General features: G+C 37.4%; 29 protein-coding genes and 3 pseudogenes. 19 read left to right on the top strand and 13 right to left on the bottom strand.

What is annotated here, in order from left to right; genetic code table 11:
• Window positions 1-363 precede the first annotated feature (363 nt).
• Window positions 364-1,519: pseudogene (locus JEU79_RS04580) on the top strand (IS3 family transposase).
• Between the two features lie 156 nt (window positions 1,520-1,675).
• Here the strand turns inward: JEU79_RS04580 and JEU79_RS04575 are convergent.
• Complete coding sequence (locus tag JEU79_RS04575; protein WP_198263150.1) at window positions 1,676-3,646, bottom strand: serine/threonine protein kinase; 1,971 nt, start codon at window positions 3,644-3,646, stop codon at window positions 1,676-1,678.
• Window positions 3,647-4,023: 377 nt separating this feature from the next.
• Between JEU79_RS04575 and JEU79_RS04570 the strand changes: the two genes are divergently transcribed.
• Together JEU79_RS04570 and JEU79_RS04565 are read left to right on the top strand one after the other, a co-directional pair.
• Window positions 4,024-4,947 (top strand): DMT family transporter, encoded by a 924-nt coding sequence (locus JEU79_RS04570; protein ID WP_198263149.1) that lies wholly within the window; start codon window positions 4,024-4,026, stop codon window positions 4,945-4,947.
• A gap of 11 nt (window positions 4,948-4,958) precedes the next feature.
• Complete coding sequence (locus JEU79_RS04565) at window positions 4,959-5,330, top strand: cupin domain-containing protein (RefSeq protein ID WP_198263148.1); 372 nt, start codon at window positions 4,959-4,961, stop codon at window positions 5,328-5,330.
• Window positions 5,331-5,385: 55 nt separating this feature from the next.
• On the opposite strand, the gene JEU79_RS04560 is transcribed toward JEU79_RS04565, so the two are convergent.
• From JEU79_RS04560 to JEU79_RS04520, 9 genes and pseudogenes are all read right to left on the bottom strand, one after another.
• Complete coding sequence (locus JEU79_RS04560) at window positions 5,386-5,730, bottom strand: hypothetical protein (RefSeq protein ID WP_198263147.1); 345 nt, start codon at window positions 5,728-5,730, stop codon at window positions 5,386-5,388.
• 124 nt (window positions 5,731-5,854) lie between these two features.
• Window positions 5,855-7,114 carry a dissimilatory-type sulfite reductase subunit alpha gene (gene dsrA / locus JEU79_RS04555; protein WP_198263146.1) on the bottom strand — a complete coding sequence of 420 codons (1,260 nt, stop codon included), beginning with the start codon at window positions 7,112-7,114 and terminating at the stop codon, window positions 5,855-5,857.
• An 867-nt stretch (window positions 7,115-7,981) separates the two neighbouring features.
• Window positions 7,982-8,248 carry a DUF2442 domain-containing protein gene (locus JEU79_RS04550; RefSeq protein WP_198265862.1) on the bottom strand — a complete coding sequence of 89 codons (267 nt, stop codon included), beginning with the start codon at window positions 8,246-8,248 and terminating at the stop codon, window positions 7,982-7,984.
• Window positions 8,208-8,446, bottom strand: a pseudogene (locus tag JEU79_RS04545) (DUF4160 domain-containing protein). The gene JEU79_RS04550 and the pseudogene JEU79_RS04545 overlap by 41 nt, the downstream one beginning before the upstream one ends.
• A 341-nt stretch (window positions 8,447-8,787) precedes the next feature.
• A complete protein-coding gene (locus tag JEU79_RS27325) occupies window positions 8,788-8,913 on the bottom strand; it encodes a hypothetical protein (protein ID WP_281400831.1) in 126 nt (41 codons plus the stop codon).
• A 92-nt stretch (window positions 8,914-9,005) separates the two neighbouring features.
• Window positions 9,006-9,383, bottom strand: a complete 378-nt coding sequence (locus JEU79_RS04540) for a hypothetical protein (protein ID WP_198263145.1) — start codon at window positions 9,381-9,383, stop codon at window positions 9,006-9,008.
• Between the two features lie 44 nt (window positions 9,384-9,427).
• On the bottom strand, window positions 9,428-9,796 hold the full coding sequence (locus JEU79_RS04535) for a hypothetical protein (protein ID WP_198263144.1): 369 nt from the start codon (window positions 9,794-9,796) through the stop codon (window positions 9,428-9,430).
• A gap of 42 nt (window positions 9,797-9,838) precedes the next feature.
• Window positions 9,839-10,834, bottom strand: a complete 996-nt coding sequence (locus tag JEU79_RS04530) for an IS30 family transposase (protein WP_198263143.1) — start codon at window positions 10,832-10,834, stop codon at window positions 9,839-9,841.
• Window positions 10,835-11,177: 343 nt separating this feature from the next.
• Window positions 11,178-11,495, bottom strand: coding sequence for a hypothetical protein (locus tag JEU79_RS04520; RefSeq protein ID WP_198263141.1), 318 nt, complete (start codon window positions 11,493-11,495; stop codon window positions 11,178-11,180).
• Window positions 11,496-11,758: 263 nt separating this feature from the next.
• Between JEU79_RS04520 and JEU79_RS04515 the strand changes: the two genes are divergently transcribed.
• From JEU79_RS04515 to JEU79_RS04450, 14 genes are all read left to right on the top strand, one after another.
• Complete coding sequence (locus tag JEU79_RS04515; protein ID WP_198263140.1) at window positions 11,759-12,265, top strand: transposase; 507 nt, start codon at window positions 11,759-11,761, stop codon at window positions 12,263-12,265.
• Window positions 12,266-12,320: 55 nt separating this feature from the next.
• On the top strand, window positions 12,321-12,788 hold the full coding sequence (locus tag JEU79_RS04510) for a hypothetical protein (protein ID WP_198263139.1): 468 nt from the start codon (window positions 12,321-12,323) through the stop codon (window positions 12,786-12,788).
• Entirely contained in the window at window positions 12,746-13,150 is a 405-nt protein-coding gene (locus JEU79_RS04505; RefSeq protein ID WP_198263138.1) for a transposase, read from the top strand. Before JEU79_RS04510 ends, JEU79_RS04505 begins: the two co-directional genes overlap by 43 nt.
• Before the next feature lie 86 nt (window positions 13,151-13,236).
• Window positions 13,237-13,866: a hypothetical protein gene (locus tag JEU79_RS04500; protein WP_198263137.1), complete on the top strand. Its 630-nt coding sequence runs from the start codon at window positions 13,237-13,239 to the stop codon at window positions 13,864-13,866.
• Window positions 13,867-13,953: 87 nt separating this feature from the next.
• The gene (locus tag JEU79_RS04495; RefSeq protein ID WP_198263136.1) at window positions 13,954-14,472 is read left to right on the top strand and encodes a hypothetical protein; all 519 of its coding nucleotides are present in this window, start codon (window positions 13,954-13,956) and stop codon (window positions 14,470-14,472) included.
• Window positions 14,473-15,198: 726 nt separating this feature from the next.
• Window positions 15,199-15,519 carry a type II toxin-antitoxin system RelE/ParE family toxin gene (locus tag JEU79_RS04490; RefSeq protein WP_198263135.1) on the top strand — a complete coding sequence of 107 codons (321 nt, stop codon included), beginning with the start codon at window positions 15,199-15,201 and terminating at the stop codon, window positions 15,517-15,519.
• The gene (locus JEU79_RS04485; RefSeq protein ID WP_198265861.1) at window positions 15,516-15,794 is read left to right on the top strand and encodes a helix-turn-helix domain-containing protein; all 279 of its coding nucleotides are present in this window, start codon (window positions 15,516-15,518) and stop codon (window positions 15,792-15,794) included. Before JEU79_RS04490 ends, JEU79_RS04485 begins: the two co-directional genes overlap by 4 nt.
• A gap of 334 nt (window positions 15,795-16,128) precedes the next feature.
• Window positions 16,129-16,425 carry a type II toxin-antitoxin system RelE/ParE family toxin gene (locus JEU79_RS04480; RefSeq protein WP_198265860.1) on the top strand — a complete coding sequence of 99 codons (297 nt, stop codon included), beginning with the start codon at window positions 16,129-16,131 and terminating at the stop codon, window positions 16,423-16,425.
• A gap of 3 nt (window positions 16,426-16,428) precedes the next feature.
• A complete protein-coding gene (locus JEU79_RS04475; RefSeq protein WP_198263134.1) occupies window positions 16,429-16,701 on the top strand; it encodes an addiction module antidote protein in 273 nt (90 codons plus the stop codon).
• A gap of 314 nt (window positions 16,702-17,015) precedes the next feature.
• Window positions 17,016-17,462 (top strand): hypothetical protein, encoded by a 447-nt coding sequence (locus JEU79_RS04470; protein ID WP_198263133.1) that lies wholly within the window; start codon window positions 17,016-17,018, stop codon window positions 17,460-17,462.
• A gap of 205 nt (window positions 17,463-17,667) precedes the next feature.
• Window positions 17,668-17,943, top strand: a complete 276-nt coding sequence (locus JEU79_RS04465) for a type II toxin-antitoxin system RelE/ParE family toxin (protein ID WP_246539996.1) — start codon at window positions 17,668-17,670, stop codon at window positions 17,941-17,943.
• Window positions 17,936-18,235 (top strand): NadS family protein, encoded by a 300-nt coding sequence (gene nadS / locus JEU79_RS04460; protein WP_198263132.1) that lies wholly within the window; start codon window positions 17,936-17,938, stop codon window positions 18,233-18,235. The genes JEU79_RS04465 and nadS overlap by 8 nt, the downstream gene beginning before the upstream one ends.
• 143 nt (window positions 18,236-18,378) lie before the next feature.
• Window positions 18,379-18,687 carry a type II toxin-antitoxin system HigB family toxin gene (locus JEU79_RS04455; RefSeq protein WP_198265858.1) on the top strand — a complete coding sequence of 103 codons (309 nt, stop codon included), beginning with the start codon at window positions 18,379-18,381 and terminating at the stop codon, window positions 18,685-18,687.
• A complete protein-coding gene (locus tag JEU79_RS04450; protein WP_198263131.1) occupies window positions 18,677-19,036 on the top strand; it encodes a helix-turn-helix domain-containing protein in 360 nt (119 codons plus the stop codon). The genes JEU79_RS04455 and JEU79_RS04450 overlap by 11 nt, the downstream gene beginning before the upstream one ends.
• 313 nt (window positions 19,037-19,349) lie before the next feature.
• On the opposite strand, the gene JEU79_RS04445 is transcribed toward JEU79_RS04450, so the two are convergent.
• Window positions 19,350-20,177, bottom strand: coding sequence for a transposase (locus JEU79_RS04445; RefSeq protein WP_246539994.1), 828 nt, complete (start codon window positions 20,175-20,177; stop codon window positions 19,350-19,352).
• 384 nt (window positions 20,178-20,561) lie between these two features.
• Window positions 20,562-20,801, bottom strand: a pseudogene (locus JEU79_RS26000) (ribbon-helix-helix domain-containing protein).
• A 371-nt stretch (window positions 20,802-21,172) separates the two neighbouring features.
• On the opposite strand from JEU79_RS26000, the gene JEU79_RS04440 reads away from it, so the two are divergent.
• Entirely contained in the window at window positions 21,173-21,361 is a 189-nt protein-coding gene (locus JEU79_RS04440) for a Tn3 family transposase (protein WP_198265857.1), read from the top strand.
• Between the two features lie 97 nt (window positions 21,362-21,458).
• Window positions 21,459-22,841 (top strand): sigma-54 interaction domain-containing protein, encoded by a 1,383-nt coding sequence (locus JEU79_RS04435; protein WP_198263130.1) that lies wholly within the window; start codon window positions 21,459-21,461, stop codon window positions 22,839-22,841.
• 750 nt (window positions 22,842-23,591) lie between these two features.
• Here JEU79_RS04435 and JEU79_RS04430 read toward each other — a convergent pair.
• A complete protein-coding gene (locus tag JEU79_RS04430; protein ID WP_198263129.1) occupies window positions 23,592-24,125 on the bottom strand; it encodes a lipid-binding SYLF domain-containing protein in 534 nt (177 codons plus the stop codon).
• Window positions 24,126-24,225 lie beyond the last annotated feature (100 nt).

Here is a 24,225-nt window from a genome sequence, read left to right as displayed (position 1 = left end):
CACACTTATCAATGTCAACTGAATCAAGAGCTTCTTGTTTTGTGAGGTGAGCAGGGATTGCTTTTTTTATTTCCTTTAGCCGCTTCCCATATAGCATAGGGTATAGGATATTTTATTGTGTTACCTTTGCATTTTTTAGCAATAAAAATAGCTGTTTTATTGGCTGCATCAGGAAATGGCTTTAAAGCTTTTAGATCATCAATCCCTACAGGTTGAATGATCTGATTATTTCCGATATAAAATGATCGAAAACCTGCTGAAGATGGTGATTGAAAATGAGTTTGCGTGATAACAAATTATAGTGGACCCCGAAAACTGGACAATAGGTTAAGATATAAGAGCTAACCTAACGGGGAACAAAAAATGAGCACAAAAAGAAAAACATTCAACAACAAATTTAAAGCAAAAGTAGCCATTGAGGCTTTGAAAGGTCAAAAAACAGTCGCAGAAATTGCGTCAGAATTTGAAGTGCACACCACCCAGGTCAATAGCTGGAAAAAGCAGATGCTTGATGGTGCAGCCGATACTTTTTCAAAAAAATTAGAGAATAAAGATGCTGAACATGAAAAGGAAAAAGAACACCTGTACAGCCAAATAGGTCAACTAAAAGTAGAGGCTGACTGGCTGTCAAAAAAGTTGAAGATGTTCAACTGAGTAGAGCAGAAAAGCGGTGTTGCATAGAAAAAGAGCACCCTCAGTTGAGCATCAAAAAACAATGTGAGCTTATCGGCCTGAACCGTTCAAGCTATTACTATCAACCTAAAAAGCCTCTGCAAAATAAAGATTTAACATTAATGAATTTGATTGATGAGTTGTACATAAAACATCCATTCTATGGCAGTCGTCAAATTCGTAATGCATTAAGATTGAAATGTTATAAAATTAATCGTAAAAAGTTCAACGGCTTATGCGGATCATGGGATTGGTTTCAGTGGCACCAAAACCCAATACCAGCAAGCCTTGCAAAGTAAATAACCTCTATCCATATTTGCTCAAAGGAATTGATATTAATAGGAATAACCAGGTTTGGTGCACAGATATCACGTATTTACGGATGCCACATGGATTTGTCTACCTAAGTGCTGTTATGGACTGGAGTAGCCGTTTTGTGCTGTCCTGGGAAGTGTCAACCAGCATGGAAGAAAGCTTTTGTATCAGTAGTCTGGAAACAGCACTGCGACGATATGGAAAGCCAGAAATCTTCAATACGGATCAAGGTGCTCAATATACTAGCAGAGCATTTACAGGTGTTCTAAAGGCCAATGATATAAAAATCAGCATGGACGGCAAAGGCAGAGCAATGGATAACATTATGATTGAACGACTCTGGCGAAGTGTAAAATATGAGGAAATTTACCTCAAGGATTACCAAAGTATTGATGAGCTAAAGAGCTCATTAAAGGAATATTTTGAGTTTTACAACCATGAACGACCACACAGTACACACGGTGGAAAAACGCCTGCAGAGATCTATGGCGTGATGAAAGAAGTTGTTCCAGACTTAAAACGGGCAGCATGATGAGAGGATAATCAACTTTACTGGCAACCGCCTTGTCCACATATCCACAGGCCAAGCCAGTAGCCCTGAGATATATCGCAAGCGTCTCTGGACTACTGGCAGACCTGTGGATATGTGGATAAGACTAATACTATAAATAACCAACAGAATTATATCTTAATATTTGAGAAAGCTGTCTTGACAATGGGGTCCACTGTAACTATAGTCACCTTTTATCATCGTGCCAATATTATCAATACCAGCCTTTAGAATTTCTTCTATAGCACGCGGTTTACTTTCTAGCTCATGCTGTTTTTCTGAGCCTTTTGTGGGCGTAATCACCAAGGTTTTTTCTACATTGTCGGCAGTTGTTACGCTTGCATTGTCATTATCCAGGCCTTGTATAATAGAGGACTTTGACATGCTGATGTTCAAGATGGAGTTTAAGTCAATTAAATCTTCTTTAGCCTGATCAGCCAGAGTAACCAGATCCTTATCCTTTAGTTGTAATTGTGGGGTGTATTGACGCCAGATTTTAACTGCTTTCTCACGCCAGTCTTCTGCAGCATCACTATTTTCTATCAGATGGGTCAACTCATTAGACAAACTACAAATCGCATGCATTTTTTCTTCATCGTTTAACTGCATACGCTTACTATTCACTTTGGTATTATAGGGGCTAATAGTATTCACGATGTAATGAGGAAGTTCCCACTCTTTTGCTATTGCCATCCCCAAGCGACTATAGGGAACACCCAGTACTTGGGTCGAGGCATTTTCCTCATCTAATTTTTCTTCTGCAATGAGTTTTTCTATTTCCAATGATTCTTCATTAAAATAAAAAATTGTTAATAACTTACCCAAATTATGAAAAATCCCACTCAAGAATACCTGTTCTTTATTGACCAATTGTGATTTTTCTGCCAAGTTTTTAGCAAACACTCCACTATAGAGAGATGAAACGACACTGTCTTTTAGTTGCTTTGCCTGTGACTTATCATGCAGGTGATCAATTAAAATTAAACTGACTGCAATTGAACGAATAGCATCAAAGCCCAACATCATTACCGCATGAGAAATGGTTTTTACCTCACCACCGCTACGACGATAATAAGCAGAATTGACAATTTTTAATATTTTATTGGTCAAGGCAAAGTCTTCGACAATTGCCCCTGCTAATACATCAAATCCGGTATTATCTTCTTCAACAATTTTATTGATCTTAAACAATGATTCCGATAAGGCTGGAAAATCTTTTTTACGTTTCATACGACGCAACAAAAATTCTATGGTTGCATCCTGCTTTTTACTGGACTGGTTGACTGTTGAATTTTGCTTTGCCAAATATTCATCAATAGCCGCATTAAATTCGGTCGTACTGTGATAACGATTGGCTAATTTTTTATCGATAGCTTTGAACACAATACTTTCAAATTGTGCATCAACATCAGTATTAAATTTTGAAGGAGGAGGAAGAGAGTCATTTAATACTTTAACGATAATTTGCTTGATATTACTGCCTATAAAAGCAGACTTGCCTGTGAGCATTTCATAGAGAATAATACCCAGAGCATAAGAATCATTGCTGGCAGAAATGGTTTGTTTACGAATGTACTCGGGTGGCATATAACGCGGTGTACCAAAAAAGCCATCGGTTTTTGATTGCTGCTTGGACAAAACATGGGCAATACCAAAGTCCATTACCTTGGGTATATTATCATCATTAATTAAAATATTGGCAGGCTTAAGATCACAATGGATAATGTTTAATTGGTCAGCATGGCTGATTGCTTCAATCACTGGCTTGAGTAAAGCTAGGGCATTTTTAATGGTCATCATGCCCTTTTTTTTCATGACATCCGTGAGCAATTGGCCACTGACATATTCAAAAACCAAATAGGGATTTTGTTGTTGATCTTCACCCGCTTCATAAATTGACACAATATTGGGGTGAACCATTTTACTGATAGTTCGAGCTTCTTTGAGGAGCATGGCCTTGGTTTCTTCAGCCTTTCTCATATCAGAGAAATGCAAAGATTTTATCGCCACATTACGTTGCAGAACAGGGTCAACTGCCAAATGAACCACACCCTGCGTCCCTTTGCCTAATTCCCTAACCTGATTAAATCGACCAATTTGCTTTGCCACTCGTTTCAGTAATACCTTATCATTTTTATTTTTTTCATTGATAACACGCCACTTTAACTATAGGTAATTTTCATAAAATGTCAAAGTTGCTTAGTTTCAGCATCTGTTCATCAAACTCTGCTTGACAATAATAGCTTATTCACGCAATCTAATGCCATGAATATTTTACATGCACATATTTTACGACGAATGAGCGCGGCTATTCGCATCTTTAATAGCACCTCAATGAATCTGTGCGCTTGTTTACTCTACTTGTTTATAACACCTTGTTTTAACAAAAAGTAACATGATAAACGAAACAATATAAGAATAACTTATATCCCGTTTTCAAAAAGCCATAGATTATTATTCTATGGCTTTTTTTTGGCTCCAAAACGATGAAACTATCCACTAAAACAAATCATTCACTGCTGGTTACTATGGCTTATTTGGCCATGATTGTGATCTGGTCAACCACACCTCTGGCGATCAAATGGAGTTCGCAAGGACTGGATTTTATTACCGGCGTGTCGGCTCGAATGCTTATTGGTGCCATCCTAGCATTGTTCTTGGCACTGTTATGGCACAAAAAAATACCCATGCATAAAAATGCGCGTAGTGTTTACACTGCTTCAGCTTTTTCAATTTATGGCTCAATGATGATGGTTTATTGGGGGGCTCAGTTTATACCCTCCGGACTAGTGTCGGTGCTATTTGGGCTGTCACCCATTTTTACCACGGGCTTTGTCTTATTGCTGCGTAATCATGTGTCTTTAAACGAGCATTTTGGCTGGCATAAATTATGGGGTGCCGGTGTGGGCATTTGTGGACTGGGCATTATATTTATCGAACGCATCAGCCGGGGTGAAGAAGCAATAATGGGCATGCTGGCAGTATTGATTGCAGTCATATTACACACGGGTAGTGCCGTTAGAATCAAACGTCTCAATATACCATTACCGGCACTCATTGTGACCACTGGCGGCTTGCTGTTTGCACTGCCCTTGTTCCTGCTGAGTTTTCTATTATTTGCTGATCCACTCCCCGAACAATTACCCCTACGCACACTCTGGTCTATTGTTTACTTAGGTATCATGGGATCGGTCGTTGGCTTTGTCAGTTATTATTTTGTCTTATCTCGACTATCAGCCTCGACCGTGGCACTGGCAACCTTAATAACGCCTATTACAGCATTGTTACTGGGCAAATGGTTTAATCATGAGACCATTACCAGCGCTATTTTTATTGGCACGGCCTGTGTTTTATCAGGACTGCTTATTCACCAGTTCTATGAGCCTTTACGTAAGCATTTTTTTAGCTAAGGAGAATTTTTTTGAATACCTATTTAACCCCCTATGATCCCAACAAGCAATTTTCAACACCAGAGCGCTGCACCATAAATGAATTGCTCAACCATGCGGGTGATAGTCAATGTTCTATTGCTCGTGCTGCTGTTGCGCCGGGAATTTGCACGCAGTTACACGCCTTAAAAAACACCATTGAGCGTTATATTATTTTGTCTGGTCAGGGGCGAGTTTTCATTAATCATGAAGCACCTGAAGAGGTATCTGCACTGGATAGTATTAGCATTCCTGCTGATGTCGCACAAAAAATTGAAAATACCGGGCAAACGGAATTGGTATTTTTATGTATCTGCACGCCTCGCTTTGAACAAAAAAATTATTATACTTTGGAGGAAGAATAATGGCCGTAAAGCAGGGGGTCTATGAAGCAATTTACTTAAGAGCGATTATTTATTCTCAAATTAAACGCTCACAAGCTTGCTGATATCGCTCACTAAACCATTGCTTATCTTGTTTTGACAAGCCACAGATAAAGTCATTGCCTAATTCAGGATAGACCGCTTCTTGTTCAGAAATATCCTCCCAAGACTCAATATTTAACTCCATTTCAAAGCTAATCCCATCTTTTAGTACCGCACCATTTTGCTCACATTGATCGAAGGATAAGTTAATTTTATTTTGATTATCCATCATTGCCTGTCGGGATACATCATAAAAAAATAATTGTAAAACAAAGTATTGTTCTTGCTCTGAAAAATAGATTATTGCTTGTTCACTATGAAAAGTAATACTGGTAGCCATGAGATGCTCTCGATTAAGAAATTTTTATTTTCTTTGAGTATAAAGCATTTTTAAATCTAAAATAAAAAAAGCCACTTAGATTTGCATCTAAGTGGCTTTTTAAGCGCAATGTTAACGAAAAAACTTAAGCAGTTGCCGCTTCAGCTTTTTTGTCATACCACTTCTTAACTTCTTCGTCCCAGCCATCCATACGTACGTATGAACACTGACGGGGTTCGCTAACCATGTTGGGATCTAAGTCAAGACCGATACCTTCAAGGTAGTTAACCAGGCCGATACGCTCAATCATTTCACCGGTACGTTCATGCTCTAAAGCATTTTCTGCGAAGAAATCAATCATTTCACCAGTCAGTTCAACCAGATATTCGATTTCTTCCATGGTGTCTACTTTCAAGAAAGGTGCGACAACAGTACCCATCATGTCACCAATTTTCAGTGTACGCTTACCACCGATTAGGATGGTCACACCCTTGTCATCACCAGGCGCTAAGGCTTTGGTCATAACATTGATACAATGCATACAACGGACACATTCTTTGTTGTTAACGACTAAGGTGTCATCATCTGCCAGTTTAATGGCATTGGTTGGGCAACGGTCAGTAACGTTATCAATGACGTAGTCACGGCCTTTGTCAGCAACGAATGCTTTCACTTCTGTTTGGTCAACTTTCATCTCATCACGCCAAATACCAATCACGGCCATATCAGCACGTTCAATGGCATTGGTACAGTCGTTAGGACAACCAGAGACTTTTACTTTAAATTTGTATGGAAGAGCTGGTCTGTGTAAGTCATCTTGGAATTCGTTAACCAAGTGACGCATCATGCCGTGTTCGTTAGTACAAGAATGTTCACAACGAGCAGCACCGACACAGGCCATTGCAGTACGAACACAAGGTCCAGCACCACCTAAATCCCAACCATAGGAGTTCACTTTGTCAAAGAATGGTTGCATTTCATCCGTGGTTGCACCGATAAACATGATGTTACCAGTCTGACCGTGGAATGTTTGCAGACCAGAACCGTGAGCTTCCCAGTCGTCAGCTAATTGATTCAGGATGTCAGCTGTATAGAAGTTGCCCGCAGGTGGCTGTACACGGACTGTGTGAAATTCTTTTGATTCAGGGAAATGTTCAGCCACTTCAGAGAAACGAGGAATAATACCACCGCCATAACCGAAGACAGAAACTGTTCCACCTTTCCACCAACCCATACGAGTTTCGTAGGAATGTTCCAGTTGGCCTAATAGTCCGCCAACCATTGAATTAATGCGCTCACTTGGATGGTCATCTCTTAAGCGTTTAAACGCTGTAATAAAGCTAGGCCATTCGCCATTTTCCAACTCATCTAGCATGGGCGTATCGTAAATTGTTACCTTAGACATAATGTCCTCCTACTTATACTTAATACTTATTATACGTTACTTGTTATTACTGCCACTTTTTCATCTAAAAGCATAAATTTAAACACATTTTTCACTCCCTGATAAAATGAGAGGAGGGCTAAAAACAAATAACCTTATATAAAATATGGTTATAAAACAATGATTTATGGTCATATTTAAGAATACTTTAGTATAAAAGTCAACTTTTATTAATTTATGAGCAATGATTTTTTCATTTTTCTTAAATAAAAGCCTCAATATGGGGCTATGTGGAAGCCCCTCCCCAAAAATTTGACGAATCTGAGCTAGTAACTTCTTAATCCAGTCGGTTTGGGCGTAAAGCAGATATATGAGTCTTTTCTTATTCAGGTCTGTCATGAGCCATTCCGCCTATTCAAGTCAAATAAGATTGATTCCCAACTTTCCAGTAAGCTGTTACTTAAAATCATTAGCAAATTGATGGTATTAAGTCGTCAGCCATCAGCATAAATGAGCCCTTTTTTTATGAAGTAACCGTTTACCGAATAAGAGCTGGCAATCTGTGTAGCCGTGATTTAGTGCTATCATCCCTTAGCTGCTATTCGGAACTTTTTATGGGCTCACGTTGGAAGTGAGAAAGCGGACATTCAAAACCAGATAATATTCATTTTTAACGTTCACTCAAATGACAAAAAAGTACAATAAGCGGACATTTTACACCGCTTTGATTACCTGCAAATACAATTTTTTGTCCAATAAAGCAGTCAAATTATTTTTTAATTGAAATGCTCAAAAAGATAAGTTATAGGCTCTGAATGCTGGATGAAATCAGAGTAAAATAACACCTAAATCATCGGGGCGTCTTTTTGCCTCCGATGCATTTTTTGGTTAGGTAATTTTCGCTTTAAGAGGAAAGCGTTCTGGGTGCTCGATCATTTCTTCTGTTAAATCAACATCAATATCAGGCCAGTAATAATGACCTGATGATTGTTCTTCAACATTAACAATAGATTCAATGGTTTGGTTTTTAAACCAAGGAAAATCATCAAATGACATAAATAATTCATTACTACAAGTTAAAAGCCATACTCCATGAGCTGAAACATTTGTCACCTCAACTGCTAAAGTGTTTTTTCCATGCGCTAATGAGTTCATCATAATGAACCTCCACTATTGATTCAATTTCTTTAAGATGCTTTCTTGAATAATTGTAATTTTTGCGAGTTCAATTTCTGGTTCAAGCCAAAACTTAGCTTCCCCATCACCTGATAAAATATGAACATGCATACGGTCTTCCTCTCTTGAGAAAAAGAAGAACCTGTGTCCCTTTTCTCTAAATACAGTTGGACTCATTTTTCCCCTTATCCTCAACTGAATATGTAATTTCGAAACTTAGTATAAAAACAGATTTATTTATTTTCCACATCTTGTTCAATTAAGTATCTGGCGTCAATTAGTTGCAAAAATGGGCTCTTCTCCGCTTTGATGAGTGAACAACTTATCCATTTCAGTCTATAGAGCTCATCTTTATTTGGCTGATCAACATAAGCAAGGTTATGTGTATAGGTAAAACTATAAAAAGCCTTCTTGATAAGAAAAGCTTTTATGTATCAATGTTTAACAGGGTTTTGAATGTGGATTTACACTCATCAAAGCGGAGAAGAACTCAAAAATGTGTATATTGCGGTTTCATTTTAGGCATTTACTCGATAATAGTACAAGTTACCACTTGTTATTGAAATATGCCCCTTTTTTTCTCCGGTTCTTGCCTTTACTTCAATATCAATAGAAATATTTGATTTGCTTTCAACTTGAGCCATTTTATCATTCTCCATATTGTATTGATTAGTTCCAATATTTATAAGTCAACTCAATGTCTTTTTTTCAGTTAGGGCAATGGACTTCAAAATTTCTACCACACATATATGGGATAGGGATAATATTTTGAAGATAAATCAATACTTAAAAGTGGGTACAATATCATTGATTCATTATCTACAAATAAGCCTATTACAAAAATGGAAAATACAAATGAAGCTGTAGATAAAAAATATTTCCAAAAATGGAATGTAGGTTCTTCGCTTATAATTCCAACAGTACCTTCATAACCACACTCTAAACATGTAATATCATCAAGATGTTCTTCAAATTGTTTCAGTTCCTCAGCAATTTTAGAATCCATAATAATATCTTCACGCCCTGTGAAGTTGAAATTGCTAGACGCTGGGCGTTTTTTGGCACCTAACGTTTGATTCTCCGGAAATTTTGTCATTGGCGCTTTTTCAGCCAAAGACAAAATTTTCCATGAGCAATCATTTATTATAGTCACTCTGATTAAATATTTTTAAAAATATTTTTGTATATTTTTTTATCTATAAAGTCTGAATCTACTTTTATTAGCTTGCCACTTCTACCACTAAGAAATAAAAAGGATTTATCTTTTCCTGACGAATAGTTCAAAATATAGTTATTAATTTTCCATACAACTACATCTTTATTTTCAATAAACGTTTTACGCATTATATCAAGGTTCTCGAGATTACAGCTGGTATTCTTATTCTCAGAAAAAAGATCATTATAAAAAACATTTACAGCACATCCATATTCAATGGTAATATCGTTAGTCATGTCTGTAAACGCAATGTATTTCTTTCCTTTTTCATTACCATACCTAAAGATAAGAATGTTATCTTGCCCACCCATATCACCAATCAGCGTAAAACCACCTGGTAAGTTAACGCGGATTCAACTCTGAAGTGCAACGCAGGAAATTCCAGTTCTTGCAAATGATTTTTTCATTGCCTGGAATGGTGTTTGAAAGCCGAGTGCCTTTCTAGGTCTATTATTAAGTTTTTCCATCATGTTGTAAACCTCTTTATCAGTCACTTCTTTAAAGTCTGTATCTTTAGGAAAATATTGTCTAATCAGTCCATTAGTATTTTCATTTAACCCTCGCTCCCATGAAGAATAAGGGTGGGCAAAATAAAATGCTGTATCAAGAGCTTTGCTTACCTGCTCATGATAAGCAAACTCTTTACCATTGTCTGCGGTAATACTATGAAGCCTGTCTTTAAAGGGTTTAAGCAATTGTATTGTTGCTTGTGTCACCCAATCAGCCTGTTTGCCATTCACTCTTGCTACTAATGTGTAAAGCGTTTTTCTTTCTACAATCGTGACCAGAGCACCACTGTGTCCTTTACCGATCACTGTATCAATTTCCCAGTCACCAACACGACGTTTATCATCAACAATCTTAGGACGGTCATCAATGGAAATTCGATTAATTATTTGTCCTCGACTGCTTTTACCGTTACTACCACGCTTTTGGTATTTCTTTCCCTGACGCCTTAAATACTGATGTAAATCACCACCTTGCTTCTTATCATCCCATATGTGTTGATAAATACGTTCATGGCTAAGAAGTAGCATTTTGTCATTCAGTAACCAACCTGATATCTGTTCAGGACTCCACTGGTGCTGTGAAAGCTTTTCATCAATAAGGGCAATCATGTCATCCGTCATTTTAATTGCTTTAGAAGCATTGTAGCGACGCTTAACGGCTTTTTCTTGAGCTTGCTTAAATCGATAGCCACGTAAACCAGCGTTGCGTTTAATTTCACGGCATATAGTAGATTTACTCACCTCAATCGCCTGAGCAATTTTAGACTGGGAAATGCCATTTTTAATCTCAGTCGAAATGTAGTATCTTTGTTCTTGTGTCAATTGCTTGTAAGTTCTCATAAGTCACTTTACTCTTGCAGGAGAAAATGGCCGATTTTACAAGCAATTGGCCATTTTTTCGAGCAAATCATTGCTGTACTTATGATTTTTTTAGTAGCGCCGTCAGCGTCGCGTCGCTGGCTCATGAAATTCCCGGGGTGGCCATCGCTACGCTCGGCCACCCCGGGAATTTCATGAGCCAGCGATAAACCAGCAAATATCACAAATACAACCAAATAGTGTTGCACTTATGAGTTGAATCTAAGTAATTTTTAATTCAGAGTATACAAGTTCTATAGCCGATCTAGAAAAAACGTTTAAAGATAACATTAATAAAACTGAAGTAAGAGCAATTCTTAACATATTAAATCCCCCTTAGTGCCATAAGTATGTCTGTTTTATCATTTGCACTAACCCGTACTTTACACACATGATATATCAAAGAATTACCCGACATTATTCTTTTCCCAATTTTTGCCAACTGTTTTATTGCATAGGTGGAGCTTGGCAACCCCATAGGTCGAGGAACCAGATCCATTGACCTCGAGCATATATTTGCTTTCTCAAGTGCCTTATAAGCAACTACCGCCGCTGATTTATTTACACCTTGCGAAGTAGTGATATTTGGCCCCCAAAAATAGTTTATAACGGCTGCTATATAATCACGTTCATAAATATCCATTTTTTACTCTCCTTTATTTGTGCTACTTTTTGCAGCTATAACTTCTTCAACCAATCATAGAAAAACCAATCATAGCCACCCATGATCTAAACCCAGTGTAATACAAAAAAAAAACCAATCATAGCCACCCATGATCTAAACCCAGTGTAATACAAATAATAAGCTGAAACAAATGTTCTTGAAATAGCACCAATTGAATAACGTACAATTACATTGTATACTCTCCATTCTAGCCGTCATCCCGATTAAATGGAGTTAATCAAATGCCCACCCCAAGAAGCCAACAAATCAGCCTTTCAGATACCCCTTACTATCATTGCATCTCTCGCTGTGTCCGCAGAACATTCTTATGTGGTGTCGATACTGTCACCAATAAAGACTATAGCCATCGTAAACAATGGTTTGTTGAGCGACTCGCTTTACTATCAAAAACCTTTGCCATTGATGTCTGTGCCTACAGCATTATGTCCAACCATATACACGCCGTGTTAAAAATCAACGCCTCACTCGCCCAAAGTTGGTCGGATGAAACCGTGATACAACACTGGCAACAACTTTGTTCAATTCCAGTATTGGTAGAACGCTACCTTAATGGTGAAAGCCATTCTGAGGCTGAACAAGACAAGGCTCGGGAAACCATTGCCGTCTTCAGAGACCGGTTAATGGATATCAGTTGGTTCATGCGTTGCCTCAATGAACACATTGCTCGCAGAGCCAATGCTGAAGATAAATGTACGGGCCGTTTCTGGGAAGGACGTTTTAACCTATAAAAATCAGTTAAAAATCGGCTATAATCATAACCTGTTGAATTTATAGTGAAATATCATGAAATTACCGCCAAAAGTCATTCACCCTATGGGTGTATCCCAATTGCCCGAGAAAACAGACCTATTTGAAGCGGTTGAAGTAGAGACTTATGGTGGAAAATTACAAGTCGAATGGGATCCTGATGCAGCCGTTACTCCGATAGGTCAACTTCCATTTTTTATTCAATTTCTAAAACTCGGTGGTCGATTTCAACCCTGGGTTGATGATTGCCCACTTCATTACAAAAGCAATAATGCCCCTAAAAAAATTGATGTGCTGGGTTCATTATTTTTATCCATTTTATCCGGTCATAAGCGTTATGCTCATATAACGAATTTAATGAGTGATCGAGTCAACTCTGAATTATTAGGCATGAGTAAAGTCGTGAGTGATGATTCTGCACGTCGAGGTTTAAAAAAGATTGATGAAGAAATGGGAATAAAATGGTTACAGACACATTTACAATCCAGCTATTCCCCTTACTGAAAACACCCTGGATTTTAGATGCTGATATCACAGTTAAACCGCTTTATGGACATCAGGAAGGTGCCAAGATAGGCTACAATCCACAAAAGCCAGGACGACCATCACACACCTATCATACCTATATGATGGCGAATACTCGTTTAGTGTTAGAGGTTGAAGTTCAATCTGGAAACCAGGCACATTCAAACCATTCATTACCTGGATTAATGAGCTTACTCAAACGTTTTTCGGTCGATGAAAGACCGGAATTTGTTCGAGGTGATATTGGTTATGGTACGGATAAATTCATGAAAGAACTGGAGAGTATTAATCAACCTTATCTGTTCAAGCTTAAACGTTCAAAAACGTTAAAGAGCTTATAGGAAAGCATCATGGCTTAGGTGAATGGACAGTTGTTCGTAAAGGTTGGGAAGCTAAGGATGATGATATTCAGCTGGATGGTTGGGAAATGCCACGCCGAGTTGTTATTATCCGCCGACGTTTATCTAATGACAACATGGTGGCCATTGAGTACAAAAAAGAGGGTCAACAAGAGATGGTATTTGTTGATGGACAGGAAAATATTAAAGCCTATGAGTACTCCGTATTAGTGACTGATTTAGAAGATGACTTAGTCTCAATGTTTTACCATTATCGTGACCGAGCGGACTGTGAAAATAACTTTGATGAAATGAAAAAATGGGGCTGGGGTGGATATGCCACTCAAGATATTAAGAGTTGTCAGTTCATGTCTCGAATGATTGCGTTGGTTTATAATTGGTGGAATTTATTTGTTCGTTTAGCCATTCCAGAAAAACACCATGAAGCCATCACAAGCCGTCCCTTATTACTGAGTAGTATTGGACGTTTAACAAAATCAGGCAACCAAAAGAAAATGTTCATTACCAGCAACCATGGTGACGTGAAAAAATTGCAGGGAATATACAAGCGATTAAATCAGTTTTTTAAACAACTTAAAGCAATTGCTCCGCAGTTAACTTTAGATGAGTGTTGGGGCTATATTTTAGAGAAAGCGATGGAAAAATTTGAACTGGTTTCAGATAAATCACGACAAATTAAGCTACCTGCTCCAGCCTAGACAAAACCGTTCAGCTAAAAGAAATTTTTTGCAGGATTTTATGTCATTGCAGGGGCTACTGCGGTTTTTAGGTTTAAGAGTCAGGCATTGCTTGATGAGCAAGCCATTCTTAGCTGCATGGTCTATGTTGATTTAAATCCCATCAGAGCGGATATCAGCCAAACATTAGAAGACTCTGATTACACCTCAGTAAAACAGCGTATCGACTCAATTAAAAAGACAACAAGCATTAGCCAAAAAATAACGCAACAAAGCACAGCCACTATTAAGCTCGCCCCCTTTATCGGTAGCTCACTCAAAGACAAGGGTATTGCCTTTGACCTTAACGACTATCTGGAACTTGCAGAATGGACGGGGCGAATAAAGAGGGATGATAAACGTGGCTATATCAAATTGGGCACTCCGGCTATATTACAAAAATTACAACTCAATGAAGATACTTGGCTAGAAACAGTCGATGGTTTTTCAAAGGGCTTTCATTCCTTTGTTGGCCCGGAAGAACAATTAAAATCCTTATGTCTGAAACAAAAACGGCATTGGGTGCGCGGTATTAATTTGTGTAGGAAATTATTTAAAATCGATTCTGCCGTCCCCGTCACGACTTAAACATAACAGCCTACCAAAGCACACACCTTAGCAGAACAATGCAGGTCTCCCCTTGTTCGTCATGCAGAGCAACCCCATCTAGCAGCTACTTTTACTACCCCATTCACTACCCACTCCACTGAAAAACATTCAAATTTTGTAAATTTACATTTCGAGAAGAATTTTTTTTACAATTTAGCTTTGATATTACTTTTTATTTGGTGGGTGGCAATAATAGTTTGCTTTTTATTTGGTGGGTGGCAATAATAGTTTGATAATAGTTTTCCTATTTGGTGGGTGGCAATAATAGTTTTCCTATTCAAGTCAAATAAGATTGATTCCCAACTTTCCAGTAAACTGTTACTTAAAATCATTAGCAAATTGATGGTATTAAGTCGTCAGCCATCAGCATAAATGAACCAATTAGCCCTTTTTTTATGAAGTGACCGTTTACCGAATAAGAGCAGGCAATCTGTGTAGCCGTGACTTAGTGCTATCATCCCATTGCAGTAATAGATAGATTTTTACAGACTCACGTTCGAAGTGTGAAAGTAGCCATTCAAAAACAGAGAATATTCATTTTTCATATTTAATAGAATGACAAAAATCTACAAATAACGGTCATGTTTATCCATTGTAAATGATGATTAAAATGACTTCTGTTGGTAGGAGCAGTCATTTTATTAAGAGTTAAGCTTTGAAGCGTAGTTACTTGATTTTCTATACAATATTTTGTATAGTTGTTGTATGAAAGAATTAGAATTTTTAGGTAACTCCCTAGAAAACATTCAGTTGTTCTCTGATATAGCCAAGCAAAGAACTGGCTATGAATTACACAAAGTACAGAGTGGTTTGAAACCGGACAATTGGAAACCAATGACCAATATTGGTTCTGGAGTGAATGAAATTAGAGTGTCAGCATCTGATGGGATCTACAGAACAATTTATATTGCTAAATTTAAAGAGGCTATTTATGTCTTACATGCCTTTCAGAAAAAAGATCAAAAAACACGCCAGGAAGATATTGATCTAGCTAAAAAACGACTAAAAGAGATTGGGGATAAATAATGAGAGAACGGTATAATAGTGTGTGGGATGCCATTATGGATACTCCCCAAGAATCACTTAATATGAAATTAAGATCAGACTTAATGCTGCAGATCAGGCAGACCATTGAGATGAATGGTTGGACACAAAAGAAAGCGGCTAAGGAGCTGGGGGTCACACAGCCTAGAATATCTGATTTACTACGAGGTAAAATTGATTTATTCAGCTTGGATATGTTGGTTAACATGTTAGCTTCTATGGGCGAAGAAGTTGAAATAAAAATTAAAGCTACTTAATAGATAGCCTTATCGGCTTTGATATGATAATTCTCTCTCGTAGCAATGTACAATTAGCGGTCATTTGGAATGGATGTAAAAATGGTTAAAAATAGCTTCTTTGGATGGGAACAGTCATTTCATTCTGTACGATTTTGACCTTTAGCCGCCACTCACTACCAAATAGGAATTATTCTTGAATTCCTCCATAGCGGCTACTCGCCTCAGCACAAAAATGAATGCCTGAACACTTAATAATCCATCAGAAAACAGCAGAAAATGGAATGTTAAATATTATTGATAATATCAAAAACATATTGACACGATGTCGCTCATGTGCGACAGTGTGTTAATGATATATGAAATAGAAGAAACAGAGATTTTCTCAAAATGGTTTTATAAATTAAAAGATTTAACCGCCAAACGACGCATACTTGCAAGATTTGCCCGCATTGAAAATGGTAACTTTGGGGATTGGAGTGATACATCTGAAAATAATGTATTTGAATTACGTTTTTTCTTTGGTTCTGGTTATCGAATTTATTACACAATAAAAGGTAATAAAGTTGTTCTCTTGTTAAATGGTGGAGATAAAAACACTCAAAACAAAGATATTAATAAAGCCAGTGAAATACTGAAAGAATTGGAATAAATCATGAAAACAAATAAATTCGACATAGCTGAACATCTTCATTCTGATGAAGATATAAAAGAGTTTCTGACAGAAGTTTCTCAGACTGGCACTAGTAATGATTTCATTCATGCACTCAATATTGCCTCAAGAGCAAAAGGTATGACAGATGTAGCCAATCAAGCGGGTGTTAATCGACAAAGTTTATATAAGTCATTATCAGAAAATGGCACTCCAAAGTTTGATACAATTAAGAAAGTTGTTGAAGCATTAGGTTGTAAGATTGTAATTGTGTAAGTCTCATATTTGTCGTTGCCACTCAAAATTATGCCGAAAAACTGTTTGAGGACGGCAGCTGCAATTAACAGATTATTTTGATAAAAAATCTAATTTTCTCATCAATAGCTGCTGATGACCTATAACGGCCAGTCATATGATGTGGATAAATCTCTCTTTTCTTCCAGATAGCAGCAAGTCACATGCACCAACGTCAACTCATCCTTATTTAATGATATTTTTATTGAAATCGGCAATAATATTTAGAAATACGGACGCGTGTATTTCTAATCATCATGTTTCAGTAGATTTAACTGTTATAAGGCAAAACAATAATGTCCGACAATAGCAACAACGATGAGAAATTTATAAGATGGCAGGGTATTACAATTTCCCAGCTATCCTATTCTATAAATCTCATCCTCACATTTTCAGTCGCTGCTATTGGCTTTTCAGTGTCATTACTAATAAGTGAAAACTTTAAGCCTACCTCTTGCCAAGCTTATGCGTTTTTTCTGTCTTTATTGCTTTTACTAGCGTCTGGCGCATTAGGTATATGGTGCACCATAAATCGGCTAAGAGATTTTAGGGCAATAGCAAAAATAACAAATCTAAAACGAAAAGATGGTAATGAATCTGAGTTAGCGGATCTTCGTGAACTCACAAAAAAACTAGGAAAAAAGACGTGGGGTATTTTTTGGTGGCAAATCGGTACTTTTAGCGCAGGAATATTTATTTTGGTTTTGTCAGTGGCATTTTCCGTAGTGAAAGCGCAACCATGAAAATGCCTTATAACAAGGCGCTCGTTCGGACGCAAACTACGCTGCGCTTCGTTTGCGCCGCACAGCTTTGTCGTTATGTGTTCAACATTCTGCACACTTAATTCGACAACCTCATTTTTCTAATTGACAAAGTGCGTCAATGACGTATACTTTATGTATGGTCATTATAGAAACCCACACGTTTACAAAACGTATCAACCGCTTAATGGATGAAGAAATTTATCGAGAGCTTCAAAATGAACTTATTGAATCACCAGATACAGGAAAAATAATTACAGGTAGTGGTAGTATAAGAAAAATCCGTTGGAGTGGTAGTGGAAGAGGAAAAAGAGGTGGTTCCCGCATAATCTATTATTGGGAGAAAAACAAAGACCAAATTTACATGCTTTTCATTTATGAAAAAAATGAACTTAGTGATTTAACAAAAGATCAATTGTCAGCTCTAAAAAATGCAGTTGAATTGGAGTTCGGAAATGGATAATAAATTATTTGATGAATTATTAACCAGCGTGCAGGAAGCTGGTAAAATTATGAGAGGTGAGCTTGAACCTTCACGCAAGTTCGAGTTTGATGAACCGGATGTTAAAGCTATTCGAGAAGATATTGGTTTTTCTCAATCAAAATTTGCAACGTTAATAGGTGTTAGTATTAGAACTCTACAGAATTGGGAACAAGGGCATCGTGCTCCAACAGGTCCAGCAAAAGTTTTACTAAAGCTTGTTCACGCTGATCCCGAATCTGTGTTTAGAAATTTACACACAAATCACACATAACCAAAAAATGCATGGGAGGCAAAGAGACACCCCCATGATTTAGGCGTTATGTCTTTAGAAAATTCTGGTTCTCCTCATAGTTTTTATTGATTAAATTCTTTATTTTGGCTACAATCTCCCTATATGGGAGATAAATGCAGATTATGAGAGTGATTGCTAAAAGCACTATAAGAAATTTCTGGGAGCAACCAGCCTATGGCGATTCAAAAGGCTCACTTGAAAGTTGGTATGAAGAAACCATAAAAGCAAATTGGTTATCACCACAAGATGTTAAAAATCAATATGGTAATGTAAGCATATGTGGAAATAATCGAGTGGTTTTTAATATTGGTGGCAATAAATACCGATTAGTAGTCGAAATTCAATATCAAGCCGGTATTGTTTGGGTGAAATTTATAGGCACTCATACTCAATACGATAAAATTACAGTCGAGAATGTAAATGAATATTAAACCAATCCGAAATGATAAAGACTTAAAATTTGCCTTCAGCCAGTTAGATATGGTATTTCAATCTAAACAAGGTACTTCAGAATTTGATGAAATGGAGATTTTAGTAACTTTGATAGAAGCTTATGAGAATAAGCATTACCCTATTAGCCCTCCTAACCCTGTAGAAGCAATAAGATTTAGAATGGAACAACAAGGATTAACCGCTAGAGATTTAGAAGCTTTTATTGGGAGCAGTGGAAGAGTATCAGAAATACTAAATAAAAAACGTCCCTTGAGTTTGCGTATGGTAAAACGTCTTCATGATGGGCTAAAGATTCCATACGAAAGTCTATTAGCTGATATTGCTTAAACTGAACGATAGAGACATAACCAAAAAATGCATCGGAGGCAAAAAGATAATATACATTTATGATATCAATTATTGCTGTATCATTATTGTGTATCATTATTGCTGTATCATTATTGCCACCCACCAAATAAAAAGCAATATCAAAGCTAAATTGTAAAAAAATTTCTTCTTGAAATGTAAATTTACAAAAAATTAAATATTTTTCAGTGGAATGGGTAGTAAAAGTAGCTAATTAAATGGGTTGCTCTGCATGACGAACAAGGGGAGGCCAGCATTGTTCTGCTAAGGTGTGTGCTTTGGTAAGCTGTTACGTTTAAGTCGTGATAGGGACGGCAGAATCGATTTTAAATAATCTTCTGCATAAATTAATACCGCGCACCCAATGCCGTTTTTGTTTTAAGCATAAGGATTTTAATTGTTTCTCTGAGCCAACAAAGGAATGAAAGCCTTTTGAAAAACCATCGACTGTTTCTAGCCAAGAGTCTTCATCGAGTTGTAATTTTTGTAATATAGCGGGAGTGCCTGATTTGATATAGCCACGTTTATCATCTCTCTTTATTCGCCCTGTCCATTCTGTAAGTTCCAGATAGTCGTTAAGGTCAAAGGCAATGCCCTTGTTTTTAAGTGAGCTACCGATAAAGGGGGCGAGCTTAATCGTGGCTGTGTTTTGTTGCGTTATTTTTTGGCTAATGCTTGTTGTCTTTTTAATTAAGTCGATACGCTGTTTTACTGAGGTGTAATCAGAGCCTTCTAGCGTTCGACTGATACCCGCTCTAATGGGATTTAAATCAACATAGACCATGCAGCTAAGAATGGCTTGCTCATCAAGCAATGCCTGACTCTTAAAACGTCCTTCCCAGAAACGGCCCGTACATTTATCTTCAGTATTGGCTCTGCGAGCAATGTGTTCATTGAGGCAACGCATGAACCAACTGATATCCATTAACCGGTCTCTGAAGACGGCAATGGTTTCTTGTGCCCTATTTTGCTCAGCCTTAGAATGACATTCACCATTAAGGTAGCGCTCTACCAATACTGGAATTGAACAAAGTTGTTGCCAGTGTTGTATTACGGTTTCATCTGACCAACTTTGGGCAAGTGAGGCATTGATTTTTAACACGGTGTGTATATGGTTGGACATAATACTGTAGGCACAGACGTCAATGGCAAAGGTTTTTGATAGTAAGGCTAGTCGCTCAACAAATCATTGTTTGCGATGGCTGTAATCTTTATTGGTGACGCTATCGATACCACATAAGAACGTTCTGCGAACACAGCGGGAGATGCAGTGGTAAAAGGGAGTATCTGAAAGACTGATTTGTTGACTTCTTGGGGTGGGCATTTGATTAACTCCGTTTAATCGGGATGACAGCTATAATGGAGAGTATACAATGTAATTGTACGTTATTCAATGGATGCTATTTCAAAAAATTCGTTAAAGTATTTATCAGCCTGAGTTTCACCGTACATACGAAGGCCTTGAAAATAGATCCTTTTTAGATCTAATTTTGCATTTTCACTAAGCTTATAAATCCCCATTATGTTTTGCTTCATCCTTTATTTCTTTAAGAATTTCAGCTTGAGATTGTTGAGTAAATCCACTTTTCTCTGCTTGGATTAAATACTCTTGAATTGATTCAATTTTGCGGGCTTTTCGAATAAGATCATTTACTACTTCACTTTTGCTAGTAAATTCTTCACTGTCAACCTATGTTTTCAACCACTCATCATTAGGTGGTGTAAATGAGATACTTTGTCTTGGCATAATATGTACTCCAAAATAATATACGGTTCAATATTACACCACATTTGCACCATATTTGCGCCACACTCAATATTTTGAAATACTTAAATATCTGATGATATTCGTATCTACGCACTTAGAATTTGTTGTCCGACACTGAGGTAGAAGAAATCTATACCCGACCAGAATTTAGTACCAATGAGCAGACACTTTATTTTTCACTGAATAAATCTAAACAGTCAGCTCAACATCATACTGATCGATCAGAAAGATTTTAAATATACTGCCGTTTGACATGATATACAGGAATAAAACCGATAGAATTAAGTCACAGAAAAGAGATGTTCTGAGAGTATTATTATCGTTAATCATGCAAGAAAACACAGAGTGCCATCATAAGGAAGTTAAATTCACATGCTCGATATGCAAAACTTAAAGCTACGCTCTTTAAATACAATAAGACATTTAAAAGCATTCATGTATTAAATCTAATTGATGATATGCAACTCAGAAAAGCCATACGAACTGCTAGAAATAGAACAAAATACACAAAAATGCCATTTATTAGGTACATTATGTAGCAATACCTCTATACTCGAAGTGTCATGACAAAAAAAGTATCTGATTTAGAGCTTTGCTACAAAATATTTCCGATTCATTAACCCGACGAAGCATTGCATGAAAACATTTAACGCTAAAAAAACTTCCCCAGCCAAGCCTTCCTGTGATGATATCATTAATATTTTTAATGATCCTTTTGTTATTATTGACCGCCATTATCAAATTGTCGCATCCAATACGGCTTACCAAAACACTTTTCAAGTACCCAGCAATATAGAAGGGCAATACTGCTATAAAATTTCCCACAACAATGATTCACCCTGTAGTCTCCAAGGTGAACACTGCCCTTTAGAAACGGTTTTACGCACAGGTAAGTCAACCAGCGTATTGCATATCCACAATCATGGTGGCCATGAAGAACAGGTGCAAATCAGCGCCAGCCCAATATTGGATGAGCAAGGGGAGGTTCAATACATGGGTGAAACCATGGTGGCCATTCCTCAAGAAGAAAATGATCCACAATTACTAATTGGTCGTACACCGGCCATTTTACGACTCATTAATATGTTACAAAGAGTTGCCCCCACTCAGTCTACCGTCTTTATAGAAGGAGAAAGCGGGGTAGGTAAGGACTGTGTAGCAAATTATATTCATCAGTATTCTAAACGCAGTGAACAGCCTATGATCGTCGTCGACTGTGGTGCTATTGGTGAAACTTTGATTGAAAGCGAGTTGTTTGGCTATGAAAAAGGGGCTTTTACCGGAGCGAACAAACAAAAAATGGGTTTAATCGAGTCTGCTCATGGGGGGACTTTATTTATTGATGAAATAGGTGAGCTATCACTGGATTTACAAACCAAATTATTACGCGTACTTGAAAGTAGCAGTATTCGCCGCATTGGCGGCACTCACTATTTTGATGTGGATGTGCGCATCATTGCTGCAACCAATCAGGATGTTAAAAAAATGGTGAAAGAAGGGACATTTCGTCAGGATCTCTATTATCGGCTCGCCACCTTTCCTATTCATGTCCCCCCGCTTCGAGAGCGCAAGGCGGATGTGCCCGCCATCGCAGAACATTTTTTACGCAAAATAGAAGATGGTGCTCAACATATTCCTTTACCAAGCAACATTGTCGCCATTTTATCGTCTTATGATTTTCCCGGAAATATCCGTGAATTACGCAATATCATGGAGCGAGCAGTGATTCTTTGTGCCGGTGACACGATTTCAGAAGAACATTTAACCATTGATAACCATTCACATGAGAATTCACACCAGCCATTTAGTAATGATTATAATGATGTGGACGTGCAAGATTTTCCTAAGGTCACACGCTCTCAGTCAGAAAAAACAGTACGCCCTTGGAGCATAAAGCCCGATCGAGAGACTGTGTTAAAAACCTTGGCAAATCATGACGGACATCGCCTTGCAACGGCACAAGCTCTTGGTATCAGTGAACGTACTCTCTATCGCTATTTGAAAAAGAACCAGTCATAAGGCTATTATTTAATTTCAGGCAAAAAAAAAGCCCAACCTAAATCCTCAAAGAGGGTGGATGGGCAAACCTGACAACATAAAGAGGTTACTAATTAAAACGAAAAAAGAGTAATAACTCAGACACATTCCGTTCATACTCATTTATGTAGCATTGACTATGCCAATTCTAAAAAAACTTATCAAAATACAAGCTTGAACAATTTTTCATTTGTCATAAAAATACTTTAAACATGACAAAACTCCTTTTTTGTCATGACAAAATAATATATGTCATGCTTTTGTCATGTCATATTCATTTCAGCCTATTATTTGGCACAGATCAAATAATGTATTTTTCCTTTACAATTTTATGAATTGGATATATTGCAACTGGGGTCGGAGTCAAATGGCTTAATAGTATGATATTTATAATAAAACTCGCTCATCAAAACTGAGAAGAGTCATCTAATGCCATTTGACTTCGACACCTTATGTAATTTGGATAGCAGAGGTATATAAGGAGTTACAAATAAGAAAGTACAATAATATGAGAAATAAGAGGAAAATCAAAGTAAAAAGGTACGGCAAGACAGAGGGTCGTTTGCCGCACAAAAGCTTACACCAGTAAGAAAGTGCACAAACACTTTCTTACTGGTGTTTATATAGCAAACCTTGTGCCAAGTGATAAATTTAAAGGAACTCAGCCTTGACATTATTTAACCTAATTTCTGGACAATATATGCGAGCAAGTTAATTTAGTAGTGGTGCACACTATTTAGCTCTATATGAGAATTTCTGGCCACCAACACTGGCCGCAGCCATTAGACCACCTTTATAGTCTGTAAAAATAGCAATACCATTTTCATAGGCCGTTTGTGCCGCAACACCTGATTTAGCAGCCACTGCTGAAGCTTGGGCGCTCAATTCATAATTACCTTGTATAAAGCGTTCATAAGCGGCTTTATTTTGAAAAAAGATAATTTCACTATAGGCTTCAGCACCGATTTGCCATCCCACACTGACCTGAGTCATTGTCGTCGAGCCGGTTATTGTGCCCTGCTTATAAACCATGCCATCCCCATGAGCACCACCAATCACAAAACCTGCCTTGCCTATCGTTGGAAAAATTGCATAACCATAGGCTTGTAGAAAAAAGTTATGTAAAGATTTATCTTTATTTTTAAAATGTGCCAATGTCTGATTGGCTTTTAGCTCGGCATTAGCATCCCAGGCCCAAGCCTGGCTAGAGAAAGAAAAGGTAATCACTATTAGCGCCATTAATAATAATTTTGACAGTTGAAACATTCCAATATTCCTTTTGTAGATAATAATAGATGTAAAAATACTATCACCAGTATATCAAGTAATTGTAATTACCACACACATAGCCCAGTTTTGTAAACGG

The organism is sulfur-oxidizing endosymbiont of Gigantopelta aegis, assembly GCF_016097415.1.
Taxonomy (GTDB): Bacteria; Pseudomonadota; Gammaproteobacteria; order GRL18; family GRL18; genus GRL18.
This window is presented reverse-complemented; position numbering and strand designations above follow the sequence as displayed.